Annotated in this window: 11 protein-coding genes; 7 read left to right on the top strand and 4 right to left on the bottom strand. The window is 61.1% G+C overall.

All coding sequences use genetic code 11. The annotated features are described in order from the left end of the window. Positions 1-246: 246 nt before the first annotated feature. The 7 genes from bioB (at position 247) to A3714_RS16680 (ending at position 9,079) form a co-directional block, all read left to right on the top strand. The gene (gene bioB, locus A3714_RS16710; protein WP_062815722.1) at positions 247-1,410 is read left to right on the top strand and encodes a biotin synthase BioB; all 1,164 of its coding nucleotides are present in this window, start codon (positions 247-249) and stop codon (positions 1,408-1,410) included. Positions 1,411-1,413: 3 nt separating this feature from the next. Beyond that, entirely contained in the window at positions 1,414-2,586 is a 1,173-nt protein-coding gene (gene bioF / locus A3714_RS16705) for an 8-amino-7-oxononanoate synthase (protein ID WP_063509941.1), read from the top strand. Positions 2,587-2,661: 75 nt separating this feature from the next. Next, positions 2,662-3,474: a pimeloyl-ACP methyl ester esterase BioH gene (bioH, locus tag A3714_RS16700; protein ID WP_082844809.1), complete on the top strand. Its 813-nt coding sequence runs from the start codon at positions 2,662-2,664 to the stop codon at positions 3,472-3,474. Further along, the gene (gene bioC, locus A3714_RS16695) at positions 3,440-4,261 is read left to right on the top strand and encodes a malonyl-ACP O-methyltransferase BioC (RefSeq protein ID WP_063509942.1); all 822 of its coding nucleotides are present in this window, start codon (positions 3,440-3,442) and stop codon (positions 4,259-4,261) included. The genes bioH and bioC overlap by 35 nt, the downstream gene beginning before the upstream one ends. Positions 4,262-4,417: 156 nt before the next feature. After that, positions 4,418-5,062, top strand: a complete 645-nt coding sequence (bioD, locus tag A3714_RS16690) for a dethiobiotin synthase (protein ID WP_063509943.1) — start codon at positions 4,418-4,420, stop codon at positions 5,060-5,062. Between the two features lie 184 nt (positions 5,063-5,246). Beyond that, positions 5,247-6,971, top strand: coding sequence for an alkaline phosphatase (locus A3714_RS16685; protein WP_063509944.1), 1,725 nt, complete (start codon positions 5,247-5,249; stop codon positions 6,969-6,971). Beyond that, positions 6,968-9,079 carry a metallophosphoesterase gene (locus A3714_RS16680; protein ID WP_063509945.1) on the top strand — a complete coding sequence of 704 codons (2,112 nt, stop codon included), beginning with the start codon at positions 6,968-6,970 and terminating at the stop codon, positions 9,077-9,079. Before A3714_RS16685 ends, A3714_RS16680 begins: the two co-directional genes overlap by 4 nt. A gap of 185 nt (positions 9,080-9,264) precedes the next feature. On the opposite strand, the gene A3714_RS16675 is transcribed toward A3714_RS16680, so the two are convergent. The 4 genes from A3714_RS16675 to A3714_RS16660 form a co-directional block, all read right to left on the bottom strand. After that, on the bottom strand, positions 9,265-10,347 hold the full coding sequence (locus tag A3714_RS16675) for a glycosyltransferase family 9 protein (RefSeq protein ID WP_231867866.1): 1,083 nt from the start codon (positions 10,345-10,347) through the stop codon (positions 9,265-9,267). A 364-nt stretch (positions 10,348-10,711) separates the two neighbouring features. Further along, positions 10,712-11,857 (bottom strand): alpha/beta fold hydrolase, encoded by a 1,146-nt coding sequence (locus tag A3714_RS16670; protein ID WP_062815730.1) that lies wholly within the window; start codon positions 11,855-11,857, stop codon positions 10,712-10,714. Positions 11,858-12,066: 209 nt separating this feature from the next. Further along, a complete protein-coding gene (asd, locus tag A3714_RS16665; protein WP_063509947.1) occupies positions 12,067-12,945 on the bottom strand; it encodes an archaetidylserine decarboxylase in 879 nt (292 codons plus the stop codon). Between the two features lie 19 nt (positions 12,946-12,964). Next, complete coding sequence (locus A3714_RS16660; protein WP_063509948.1) at positions 12,965-13,780, bottom strand: sulfurtransferase; 816 nt, start codon at positions 13,778-13,780, stop codon at positions 12,965-12,967. Between the last annotated feature and the right edge of the window lie 23 nt (positions 13,781-13,803).

The raw sequence follows: 13,803 nt of genomic DNA, 5'->3' as shown, positions 1-13,803 counted from the left end.
AGCAGGGAGGGGGTTGCCGGGATCACCGGCGGGGTGGGGCAGGCCGCATCGGCACAGCGGGCCATCCAGACGGGCCAGCATTGCCAGGCACAGCGGACAAACCGGGGAGCGCTGTGTCTGCCCGCAGAGCAGGCACTGGCATGATTGGTTAAAAATCATACTGCAGTAAACTTTTGTTGCCTCTATCAAGTTGACAGATGCCATGTTGCTCCCTAGCCTGCTTGGATTCCCGAATGGAGAAGAAGCATGCCCGCAACCGCCAGCCCCGCCCAATCGTCAGCTTCTGACGTTGCTGTACGCCATGACTGGAAACGCAGTGAGATCGACGCCCTGTTTGCCCTGCCATTCAACGATTTGCTGTTTCAGGCAGCCAGCGTGCATCGGGCCCATTTCGATCCCAATGCGGTGCAGGTGAGTACGCTGCTGTCGATCAAGACCGGGGCCTGCCCGGAGGACTGCAAATACTGCTCCCAGTCCGGCCACTACAACACCGAGCTGGAAAAGGAAAAGCTGCTGGAAGTGGCGCGGGTAGTGGAAGAAGCCCGGGCCGCCCGTGACAAGGGCGCCTCGCGTTTCTGTATGGGCGCCGCCTGGCGTAGCCCCCGCGACAAGGACATGCCCTATGTGCTGGATATGGTACGGCAGGTGAAATCCCTGGGGCTGGAAACCTGCATGACCCTGGGCATGCTGGATCCGGGACAGGCGGAAGCGTTGGCGGATGCCGGCCTCGATTACTACAACCACAACCTGGACACCTCGCCGGAATACTATGGCCAGGTCATTACAACCCGCACCTATAACGACCGTCTCTCAACCCTGGCCAACGTGCGCGATGCGGGCATGAAAGTGTGCTGTGGCGGTATCGTTGGCATGGGCGAGCAGCGTGATGACCGGGTCGGTCTGCTGCAGCAGCTTGCCAATCTGCCGCACCATCCGGAATCCGTGCCCATCAATATGCTGGTGAAGATCGAAGGGACACCGCTGGCGGATGTGGATGATCTGGACCCGTTCGAGTTTGTCCGCACCGTGGCGGTGGCCCGTATTCTGATGCCGGAATCCTATGTGCGCCTGTCCGCCGGTCGCCAGGAGATGAATGATGAGGCCCAGGCCCTGTGTTTCCTGGCCGGTGCCAATTCCATCTTCTACGGCGAGCGGTTGTTGACCACGGACAACCCGGAAGCCAGCCACGACAAGCAGCTGTTCAACAGGCTGGGCATTCACCCTCTGGACCTCCGCCATGAAGCCTCCGACGAGGCCCACGAAGAGGTGATCAAGGCCCAGGTGGCCGAGCAACAGGCAGAAGACGCCGGGCTGTTCTATAACGCCATGGCGCAGAGCGAGGGCGGCAAACGACCGGCCAAACATGTGCTGGACAAGGACACCGGCCGTCCCGCTGCCACCGAACATTGAGCCATGGCTTTCGATCTGGCTGCCGACCTGGCGGCCCGCCGTGAGCAGCACCGTTACCGCGAACCCGTGATTCAGGACGGTCCCTGTGGCCGTTATGCGGTGGTCGAAGGACGCCGCTATCTGAATTTTTGCAGCAACGACTACCTGGGGCTGGCCAATGATCCGGCGGTGATCAACGCCTTTCAGGGGGCCGTGGCAGACTGGGGCGTGGGCAGTGGTGCCTCCCACCTGGTCTGCGGCCACCAGCGCCCCCACCAACAGCTGGAAGAGGCGCTGGCCGATCATGTCGGTCGCGAAAGCGCGTTGCTGTTTTCCAACGGTTACATGGCCAATCTGGGGGTGATGACCGCCTTGCTGGGCAAGGGCGATGCGGTTTTTCATGATCGCCTGAACCATGCCTCCCTGCTGGATGGCGGGTTGCTCAGTGGCGCCCGGTTTCGCCGTTTTGCCCACAACGATGCATCCGCCCTGCGGGGTCAGCTGCAGCGCAGTAATGCGCGCCGCAAGCTGGTGGTCACTGACGGTGTGTTCAGCATGGATGGCGACGTGGCGCCGTTGTCTGACTATGCCGCTGCCTGCGAAGACAATGATGCCTGGTTGATGGTGGACGATGCCCATGGTCTGGGCGTACTGGATGACCAGGGGCGTGGCAGTGTCGTTGCACAGGGCGTCAATGAGCGGGTGCCGGTATTGATGGGCACGCTCGGCAAGGGGCTGGGTACCGCCGGTGCCTTTGTGGCTGGCAGCCATGCATTGATCGAGACCCTGATACAATTCGCGCGCACCTATATCTATACCACCGCCATGCCGGCAGCGGTGGCGTCAGCCACCCTGGTGAGCCTGTCCAAGGCCCGTGAAGAGCATTGGCGTCGCGAAAAACTGGTTGTGTTGATTCAGCGTTTTCGGGCCGGAGCCGCGCAATTGGGTTTCACCCTGATGGACTCGGCTACCCCGATCCAGCCCTTGCTGATCGGCGCTGATCAGCAGGCCATGGCCCTCAGCCAGCAACTGCGCGAGCAGGGCTTTCTGATCACCGCCATTCGCCCGCCCACAGTGCCGGACGGGCAAGCCCGGTTGCGGGTCACCCTGTCGGCGGCCCATGAAGAAAGCGACGTGGATGCGTTGCTGGCGGCGCTGGAAAAGGTCGGATGTCGGACGTCTGACGTCGGACGCTAACCACGATAGCCGGATTATGTTGTTTGTTTTTGTCGTCAGGCCTCCGACGTCAGACGTCTGACCAAAGGAACTCGAATGCCCAAGCTGATCCCTTTCCATAACACCTACAAAGCCAATGGCGTCGCGGATGCGGATGCCCAGGACGTGGTGCTGATCCATGGTTGGGGTCTGCATGCCATTGTCTTTGACGACATTGTGCCGGCATTGCTGGAGCGGTTCCGGGTCACCGTGGTGGATCTGCCGGGCATGGGGCAAAGCCCGCTGCCCAATGATGATTACACCCTGGACTTCCTCGCCGACCAGGTGTTGGCCATCATGCCGGAACAGGCCCATCTGCTGGGCTGGTCCCTGGGGGGGCTGGTGGCACTGGCCATGGCCGAGAAGGCGCCGCAGCGGGTGCAGTCCGTGGTCACCGTGGCCACCTCGCCGCGCTTTACCGCGGCAGCGGGCTGGGAGCCGGCCATGAAGGCGGACATCCTGGCCAAGTTTGCCGAGCTGTTCGATGAAGACCACGAAGGCACCCTGGTGCGCTTCCTGGCCCTCAACTGCAAGGGCAGCGTGGCCATGCGTGAAGACACGGCGCGCTTGAAGGAAATTCTCTATTTTTGTGGTTTGCCTGCCCCCAGGGCGTTGCGCGGCGGGCTTGATATCCTCCGCGATACGGATCTGCGTGACACCCTGTCAGCGTTACCCATGCCGGTGCTGATGGTGTTTGGCGAGCACGACCATATCGTACCGGCGGCGGCCATGGCAGCGGTGGAACCCCTGATCCAGAACGGTCGCACCGCACTGATCGAGCAGGTGGCCCATGTGCCTTTCCTGTCCGCTCCCGATACCTTTACCCGGGCGGTCTATGACTTCTATCGCGACCATCAACTGGTCCACTGAGGCTGCCGTGGACAGACCTCTCAAGACGGCGGTCAGCCAGCACTTCAGTCGCGCCGCGCGCAGCTATGATGCCCATGCCGCGTTGCAGCTGGCGGTAGGGCGCTCCCTGGTGCAGCGCTTGCCTGCGCAGCTGGTGATACCGGCTGCACTGGATCTGGGCTGCGCCACCGCACCGTTTGCCCGCGCCCAGCAACAGGCCCTGCCAGGCGTATTGTGGCAGGCGGTGGATCTGTCTTCCGATATGCTGAATGAGGCCGCTGAACGGGGCCGACTCAACGACCAATACCGGCCACTGTGCGCCGATGCAGAATCGCTGCCCGTGGAGAGTGGATCCCAGGGGCTGGTCTTTTCCTGTTTTGCCTTGCAATGGTGTGACCCGACCCGGGTGATGGCGGAAGTGCACCGGGTGCTGGCACCGGGCGGGCGGTTGTTGCTGGCGGTGCCGTTGGCGGGCTCCCTGCGGGAATTGAGCCAGAGCTGGCAAGCGGTGAATCATCGCCCCCATGTGAATGCCTTGCCAACGTTGGGCGACTGGCAAGAAGCCTCACTGCGGGTCGGGTTTGCTGACGTGCAAATTCAGCAACAGGTGATGGTGGAATATTACGAATCGGTCAAACAGATTGCCCGCCGCCTCAAGGCCACCGGCGCCGACCATGTAAGTGGCGCCAGCGGCCTGACCGGCAAGCATGCCTGGCAAGCCATGGTGGCCGAGTATGAAACCAAAAGGACCGGTCAGGGCTTGCCGTTGACGTGGAATGTGCTGTTTCTGGAAGCGGAAAAGCTTTGAGCTGCGCTGATTGGATTAAGAAAGGCCCGGACGTTCGCGGGGGGGCAGAAGTGTCTACGAGGCCGCTTGCAGGAGTTCCTCTTGAGGGACGAACCGTGCGAAGCACGGAATCGACCGCAGGGTGATCAAAGCGATAAGTTCAATCCAAGGATAGCTATGGAAAATCAGAAGCCACCCCTTCCTGCCCTCAAGGGCATCTTCTTCGTCACCGGTACCGACACCGAAGTCGGCAAGACCTGGGTAAGTTGTCGTCTCCTGGAGCGGGCCCGTGAGGCCGGGTTGAGCTGCTATGGGCTCAAGCCGGTGGCGGCGGGTTGTGAGGAAACGGCGGAGGGCTGGCGCAATGATGACGCCCTGCAGCTGATGGCGGCCAGCTCGGTGACATTGCCCTATGAGCTGGTTAACCCGGTGGCATTGAAGGCGCCGGTGGCGCCGCACATTGCCGCCCGGCAGGAAGGTAAAACGATTTCCCTGGCGCGCCTGGCCGGCTATGTACGTGGTGCCCTGAGTGCCCACAAGGCGGACCTGATCCTGATCGAAGGTGCGGGAGGTTGGCGGGTGCCGCTCAATGATCGGGAAATGCTGTCCGGCCTTGCTGCCGAACTGGAGCTGCCGGTGATCCAGGTGGTGGGCATGAAGCTGGGCTGCATCAATCATGCCCTGCTTACCGCTGAAGCGATCCAGAAAGACGGATTGCGCTATGCCGGCACCATGGCCAATTGTTTTGGTCCCATGGCGGTGCAGGAAGAGAACCTGCTTACGCTGCGTCAGCACTTACCCGGCGCCTTTGCGGTCCTCTGAAGCCGCAAAAATCATCAGCGCTTCAATGCCCGGTCATGCCCCTGTCACCTTTAACTGGGCAGTTACAGGGGGCTACATAGCACTACAGTGCAACTACCCAAGGCCCACTGTTGCGATGCAATTTCCTGCCTAATCTTGAGTCGTTATCGCGTGAAGCGCTGACGTTTCAATCAGGGGGAATTCCATGGATCGCAAACGACGTCGTCTGGTGCAGGCGCTGGGGGCAGGCAGCACCCTGGCACTGGCGGGCTGTGGCGGGGGCAGCAGCTCATCACCGGCACCGGTCAATACGCCCACACCCAATCAGCCGGACGTACCGGATCAGCCTGATGCCTTGCCCGGCGTCTCCTTTTTGCATGGTGTGGCCTCCGGAGACCCGCTTGCTGACCGGGTGATTCTGTGGACCCGGGTCACCCCGGACCTGGGCAACGGTGAGGATGTGGCTGTGACCGTCACTGTTGCCAGTGACCCGGCCATGCAGCAGACCGTTGCCTCCTATGGGGTCACCGCTTCAGCGGCAGCGGATTATTGTGTGAAGGTGGATGCGACCGGCCTGCAGGCGGACCGCTGGTACTACTATCAATTCTCGGTGGGCGAGCAGGTCTCCCCGGTGGGGCGTACCCGGACTTTCCCGGCCGCCGATCGCTTTGCGGACCGTGCCCGTTTCGCGGTGGTGTCCTGTTCCAATTACCCCAATGGTTTCTTCTCCGTCTACCGGGCGGTGGCCAATCAGGCGGATCTGGATTTTGTTCTGCACCTGGGGGATTACATTTACGAGTACGGTGCCGGTGAATACGGCAACTTCCCGGAGCGGGATCCCCAGCCGCCCCATGAAATGGTGTCCCTGAGCGATTACCGCCAGCGCCATGCCCAATACAAGACCGACCAGGATCTGCAAGCGGTGCATCAGCAATTCCCCATGATTGCTGTCTGGGACGATCACGAATCTACCAACGACAGTTACCGCGACGGCGCCGAGAATCACCAGCCGCTCACCGAAGGCGACTGGGAGAGCCGCAAGCAGATCGCCCAGCAGGCCTATTTTGAATGGCTGCCCATTCGCCCCCGCGAGCCGGGGAATAACAGTGTGATCTATCGCCGCTTCCAGTTCGGTGATCTGCTGGATCTGACCATGCTCGATACGCGGTTGGAAGGCCGTGACGAGCAGCTGACGATCCCCGCTGACCCGGCCCGCAACAGTGAAGATCGCCATCTGATCAGTACCGAGCAGATGGACTTTCTGCTCGACAGCCTGAGTGCCTCCACCAGCCAGTGGCGCTTCATCGGTCAGCAGGTCATGTTTGCCCAGCTCAATATTGCCGAGCTGCCGACCCTGGATGAGCGTAGTGCCCAACTGCGCGGCAATCTGTCTGCCATCAATATGGATCAATGGGATGGTTATGCGGCAGACCGGCTGAAAATTCTCAACCACATCGACGACAACAACATCGACAATGTGGTGATTCTCACCGGGGATATTCATACCTCCTGGGCCAGTGAAATCTACCGCAATCCGGGCTCGCTGCTCGGGGATCTCTTCGACAAGCCGTTGGCGGCAGAACTGGTCACCCCGGCGGTGACCAGCCCGGGCTTCCCGGATGGTGCCGCGGAAGTGGCCGGCGCACTGATTCCGGTGGTCAACCCGCATATCCGTTATGTGGAAGCCAAGTCCCGCGGTTTCATTCTGGTGGATGTGGATCGCCAGCGAACCCAGGGCGAGTTCTATTACGCGCAGAGCATCGAATCCTTCGACCTGCGCGGCCAGATTGATACCGGCAAAACCAAGGTGGTAGCGGTGAAAAGCGGCGATAGTCGCATTGTCGAAGACCTGCCGCCCTCGCGTCCCCGTGCGCTGCGCACCGCGTTTTTCCACCCCCCTGTACCGAGTTCCAATGAGGTGATGTCATGACTTTTCCCTGGAAATTGCTGCCCCTGGTGGCGGCACTGACGCTGACCGCCTGCGGCGGCGGGGGATCTTCCGGTTCCAACCCCGCCAATAACGATGGCTCGGGGGGGAATACGGAAACCCCAAACAATCCGTCCCAGCCCGGTGACGGAGGCAGCGATGATGACGGGGGCGACAATCCGGTGGCCAGCAACCCGCCGGCAGCCGTGCGGTTTATCGTGATCGGCGATTCCGGCAGTGGCTCCGCCGGTCAGTATGCGGTGGGTAAAGCCATCGCCAGCGTCTGCGAGGAAAAAGACGAGTTCGTGGGTGATATGGCGTTCCCGGGTTGTGATCTTGTCGTCGGTCTGGGTGACAATATCTATGAATCCGGTGTCACCAGCGTGGATGATCCCCAGTTCGCGGAAAAATTCGAAAAGCCTTTCGAGCCGGTGCAACTGCCTTTCTACATGGTGCTTGGCAACCACGACAACACGGCCTATGTGGGCGGTGATGGCGCCGGTAATGCCCGTGGCGAATTCCAGGTGGATTACACCTACTTCGACGGAAAACTGTCCAACCGCTGGAACATGCCGGATCGTTACTTCCTGCACAGTGCCGGCACCACCCACACCAACCCGCGCCCGCTGGTGGATTTTGTCGCACTGGATTCCAATCCGATTGCCGGCGGCTTTGGCGATCCGGATATCGCCTATGCCTACCACACCTACGGCGTTGATCAGCGTAACTGGGTGGTCAATACGCTGGCCGGCTCCAATGCGGTCTTCAAGATCGCCATGGCCCACCACCCCTACCTGTCCAACGGCACTCACGGTAATGCCGGTAACTACGATGGTGTGCCCAGTGAGATCCTGCCAGTGCTGGCCGGCGAGCGGTGGAAAGCCTTTATGGAAGAAGCGGTCTGTGATCAGACCGACTTTTTCTTTGCCGGCCACGACCATGACCTGCAGGTGCTTGAAGCGGTACCGGAGTGTGGTCGTACCGAATTCGTGGTCAGTGGTGCGGCGGGCAAGACTCGCTCCATTGATGACCCGGAGCGCAATGTGGCCCGCTTCCAGCAGGGCGATGTCTATGGCTTCTTCTGGATGAAGGCTACCGAAGCCGATCCGGTCTCGCTGGCGCCGGCCAGGCTCTGCCTGGATGCCTACGTGGTGGATCCAGAGGCGGAGGGCCTCGGTGTGATCAGCGATGGCGAACTGACGCCGGCCTATACCCATTGCTATGACAAACAGCCCATGGCGGGTATTGCTCCGGGTAATGACTTCTCCGGCTTGCCACTGGGGGAAGGCGCCTTGCCGCTGCCCTTGCCGGATGGCTTTGATGCGGACTTTACCGGGCCACTGAAAGAACTCCGTGAAACCCTGGTTTCCGGCTTCACACAGGTGGGAGCAGACTTGCCCGAAGAGCAGCGTCAGGTCTTTGATCAGATGATTGCCGGCACCGACATTCTCTTCAATGCGATGGACGCGGCCACGGCTGCCATCCTGGAAGGCGACAGCAGCGAGATGAGCCAGTCCGTGCAGGCGGTGCTGGCGGCGGCGGAGCAATTGCAGGCCATCGATACCCGCAGTTTGCCGGCACCCTTTGATCAGCTGGGCAGTGCCTTTGATGCCCTGGCAGACGGTTTTGGCGGCGATGGCAGCGACGCGGGTGATGGCAGCACGGTGGAAGACATCGCCTTTATCGCCGGCCCGTTGGTGGCGCTGTCCCGCAACCTGAATAACATCCTCGACGGCATCGAAGAACAGGTGCCGGCAGAGGTGCCGGTGTTTGCCGGTCTGACCTCGGTGCTGTCCACGGTATCCCTGGGACTGGCCAATACCCTGGAGCAGCTGGTGCTGCTGGATACCAGCGCCACCGGTGAGCAACTGGTGGGCACGGTGCAGCAAACCCTGGAAAACCTGGTCAATGATGTGCTCTGGCTCAACCAGATTCCCGGTGCCGAGGAATACACCACCTTGCCCGGCGATGCCTTGTCTTCCGGACTGCTGATCGTGGTGCGGGAAGTGACTGAGCAACTGGATGAGCGTCTCCTCAGTCCCCTGGCCCCCTTGCTGGATTTGTTATCTCCGGTTACCGATCTGCTGGCCGGGCTACTGGATGGGTTCTGATTTCCAATAACAAAAAAGCCGTCTTCCTTGTCCATAAACCGTGAGGTGGAAACGCCTCGCGGTTTTTTTTGACAGGGGAAAGCGCTCTTTGGCGCTTTGCTTGCAAAGCGATGGTATCAGCAGGCTCCGGGGTGATTTTGACCCTTCCCCTTGCAAGCAAGGCTCCAACCGGGAGGCGTGTCGCGTCAGGAAATACGCAACGTCTTCAGCGCGCCCAGGTGGGCGTCTGGCATCACGCCCAGTTCGTCCAGGGTACGGATTACCCGGTCCACGGTGATCCGTTGCAGGCAGGGGTAACTGTCCAGGGCGCAGCTGCTGCGTTCGCAATTGCGCAGACAATGCTGCCACCGCAGTACCCGTGCATGGGGAGACAGGGGTTGCCAGAGGGTGTCATCGGTGGGGCCAAACAGGGCCACGGTGGCAACCCCGCAGGCGGCGGCCAGATGCATGGGGCCGCTGTCGTTACCGATAAACCCCCGGCTGCGTTTCAGCAAGGCCACCAGACCGGCCAGACTCAGTTGGTCGCACAAATCCATCACCGGGTCACTGAGAAAGCTCTGGATGCGGGCAATTTGTTGCCGGTCTTTCTGGCCAGCGCCAATCAGCAGCGGAGTGAGACCGGCTCGTCGCAACTGTTGGCACAGGGCAGCAAATTGCTCCGCATGCCAGATCTTGTAGGTCTTGGTGGCGCCGGCATGAATGGCCACCAAATTGTCGTTTGCCGGTCCGTCGCTGAGGATGCTATCCAGTTCAGCCTGGCCCGCCGGGCTGTCATTCAGTGGTAGATAGTGTGCCGGTGAGTTTGCCGCCGGCCGGCTCAGGCTGGCGTAGGCTTGCCAGCGATGGCCGGACCAGTCTACCGGTGGCTGCTGTGTATAGAACCACTGGCCATGGCGGCGATGCGGGCCGATGCGCTCTGCGGCGCCACTGAGTCGCGCCAGGGTGGCAGACTTTTGTTCCCCCTCGATATCCACGACCACCTTGGAATGGAAGCGACGCATGGCCATGACCAGTTTCAGGAAACTGTGGGCGCGCTGAAACAACGGCACCTGTCGTGACAGGGACTGTTCCGGGTAATACAGCAATCGCGACTCACCGGGCAGGCTCTGCTCCACCAGCGTCTGATAGCGCTGATTCACCATAAGCAGTGATTCGGGATGTGCCGCCAGCATGGCACGCAGGTGCGGCAGGGCTATCAGCAGATTGCCCATGTGGCTGCAGGGAAAAAGAATCAACAGGCGGGACATGACAGGCAGACGGTTATCCATAACATGGCATAACAGCCTAGGGGGATTGCGTGTCGGTTACATGACAACAGGCAGCTATGAGCTACGCTCGATTGGATAGGGAAAGGTTGGAAAGTTCCCGGTGTCTCTTCATTTCTACGAAGCCGCTGTAGGAGCTATGCTTGCATGGCGAACCGAGCGTAGCGAGGCGGCAGAGTTCAATCTAGCCGCCATTCTTTTCTGAAACCTGTCGAGCTCCGAGATTCCTGATCGCCCTCCGGTCGATTTCCGCGCAAGCGCGGTTCGCCATGCAAGCATAGCTCCTACAAAAAATGGGGACACGGCACAATTCGGTTGCACGACCACGCCCGCCTAGGAGCTCGTAGCTAGCCGCTCGCCGCTGCTTTCAATCCCGCTCAATCAACCAGTCAGCAATGCGGCCCCAGCTTTGCTTCTGGGCTGCGGCGCTGCCCAGGATGCCCATGTGGCCCCCTTCGATGGTAATGAAGGTCTTGTCCTTGCTGCGGATCAGAGGCTCCATGGCCTGGCTGCATTCCGGTGTGACGATGGGATCGCTGGCGCCGGTAACGTTGAGCACGTTGGCAGTCACCCGGTTCAGGTGGCCGTCGGTGCCTTCCATGGGAAGCTGGCCATGGGCCACCACATTATCGGTCCACAGGTAACGGATGATGTCCTGAATCACGCCGCCGGGGTAGGCCACCATGTCATCCAGAAAGGCGCCGTTGGTGGCATGGGCGGAGACGAAATCCCGGTCGTGCAGGTTCTTCACCAGATTCCAGTAGCCCTGCAGGCTGCCCACCGGATTGGTCAGTTTGAAGGCCAGGCTGTTCACCCAGCCAGGAGAGCGCAACAGCCCTGCCGGTACGTCATGAATGCGCAGCCCGGTGCTGCGGCGTATCCATTTGGCGCGACGACTGAAGCGACGGTACTGGGCACCCAGGGCGCCGTTGCGATGGTAATCCGTGGGCGCGCCCACCAGTACCAGATTCTTGATATCCGGATCCCGCCCCAGCGCGGTGTAGCAGAGGCTGAACAGACCGCCGAAACTCCAGCCATGCAGGCTGAGTTGCTGCTTGCCACTATGCTGGCGGACCTGCACCAGCAGTTTGGGCAGGTAGTCGGCAAAATAACTGCTCAGGCTCAGGTGGTTGTGGTATTTGCCGGGCCGGCCCCAGTCCACCATGTAGAGCTCGAAGCCGCGGGCACGCAGGTAGCGCACCAGGCTACGTTGCGGGAACAGATCGTAGATCAGCATGTTCACCGCCAGCGGTGCCACCAGCACCAGCGGAGTCCGCGGTGTGTCCCGGCTCACGGACATGACGGTGCCATCGGTGAGAGGGATGGCGTTTTCCTGCAGCGGTGGGTAGTAGCGCAGTTTCACAAGACCGTCGTCGAACAGGGTCTCGTAGGGCGTTTGTTCCGCCTGGCTCAGGGCGTCGGCCTGGAACAGACGGGCGCGGCCGTTATCCAGGCGTTGCCGCCAGGGGCGGGTGGTGTTGTGGAGAGCCTGTTGCAGGGTGTCAGTGATCATGGTTCCACCGGCGATGAATTCATTGGGCGGCTATTGTAGGGAAGATGCGTCAGGCTGCAGTTGCTTTGCGGACCGGGCCTGATGTCAGGCGGGACACCCGGTCAATCCGGGTCATTGAATGATCGGGCGAGATGAGGTAGACGACAGGGAGGGAAATGTTCCTGCCCGAGGGCAGAAACGGGCCGGTGGTATCGGCCCGCCGCGCCCAATCAGGCCGGGTTGTCTTGGTTGTATTGTCCCAGCTTGCCTTTCACCCTGACCAGACTGCCGGCTTTCAGGTCCGGCTCGAAGCGGGCCTTGCCTTCAGGGAACAGCAATACCACGGTGGAACCGAGCAGGAAGCGGCCCAGTTCGTCGCCTTTTTCCAGGGTAATGGGGGCGGTGCGCTGGTAGTCAGTAGTCACCACCTGTTTGGGCAGGGGCGTGACCTGACCGCTGAATACGGTTTCGATGCCGGCCACAATCATGGCTCCCACCAGAATCACCGCCGCCGGGCCGTGCTCGGTGTCAAAAATGCACACCAGTCGCTCGTTGCGGGCGAACAGATTGGGCACGCCATTGGCGGTGGCTTCGTTCACCGAAAACAGGTCGCCGGGCACATAGCGGGTTTCGCGCAGGGTGCCGGTCACCGGCATGTGCACGCGGTGATAGTCCCGGGGAGACAGATAGATGGTGGCGAACTGGCCATTGGTGAATTCGCTGGCCAGGGCGCTGTCGCCGCCGAGCAGGTCGTACAGGGAATAGTCGTGCCCCTTGGCCTGGAACACCTGATTGGCACGAATGGCACCAAGCTGGCTTACCGCCCCGTCCGCCGGGCAGGCGATGTCGGCGGCGTCAGACGCTTCCAGCGGCCGGGCGTCCGGCTTCAGCGCCCGGGTGAAGAAGGCGTTGAAGGTTTCGAACCGGTCCGGGTCTTCGATCTGGGCTTCGGACAGGTCAATGCCGAAGCGTTTCATAAAGAGGCTGATGAAGGTGGTCTTGATCCACGGTACTTCGCTACGCGCCAGCATGCCCACCAGTCGGGACAAACCATGCTGGGGAATCAGGTATTGCAGAGTAACGAAGAGCTTGTCGCGCCAGTTGTTCAAGAGATGTCCTTAACGTGGGTTATTCGGATTTTTCCGCCGGGGTATCGGGGTGGTTGCCCCATTCTGCCCAGGACCCGGCATAGCCGCGCAGGGTGGGGTAGCCGAGGATCTTGCCCACCAGCCAGGAAAAGCTGGAGCGATGGTGGGTCTGGCAATGGCAGATCACTTCCTTGTCGGGGGTGATGCCGCGGGCTTCCAGTTCGGCGCGGATCTCATCCAGCGGGCGCAGGCGCAGGTTGTTCTGCTTGTCCATGGGATCGGTCCACTCATAGTGGATCGCGCCGGGAATATGGCCGGCCTTCTGGGCAAAGGCGCGTACCCCGGAGAACTCCTCTTCCGAACGCGAATCCCAGATCGCCACCGCCGGGTCCTGATAATGGTCCAGCAGGTACGCCAGGTTCACCTCGGTCAGCGGATCATGTTCACCCACCTCATAGTCGCTGGCAGTGGGTTCGGTGGATTCGCTGCTGGTGGGGTGTCCCTCCGCCAGCCAGGCATGGATGCCGCCGTTGAGGTAGCTGTAATGCTTGTGGCCAATGGCATCCAGTGTCCACAGCAGCCGGCCGGCCCAGCCGCCGCCCTCGTCATCGTAGGCGACCACATGGGTATCCGGCGTCAGCCCCAGCTGGGAAAACAGGTCACTGAGGGTATCGTCATCGGGCAACATGCCCGGCGCCGGCTGGGCGCCGGTCTGCAACCGCTTGAAATCCAGGTGAATGGCCCCGGGCACATGGGCCTGGACATAGATGGTGGGCTTGCTCAGGTCAATAATGAGCAGCTTGTCATCGCCCAGATGTGTGGCGAGGTCGGCGGGTTCGAGCAGCAAAGGAAGCATGGGATCAGTGAACAGTTAATAGT

Origin of the sequence: Alcanivorax sp. HI0007 (assembly GCF_001635525.1) — a bacterium.
GTDB lineage: Bacteria > Pseudomonadota > Gammaproteobacteria > Pseudomonadales > Alcanivoracaceae > Alcanivorax.
This window is presented reverse-complemented; position numbering and strand designations above follow the sequence as displayed.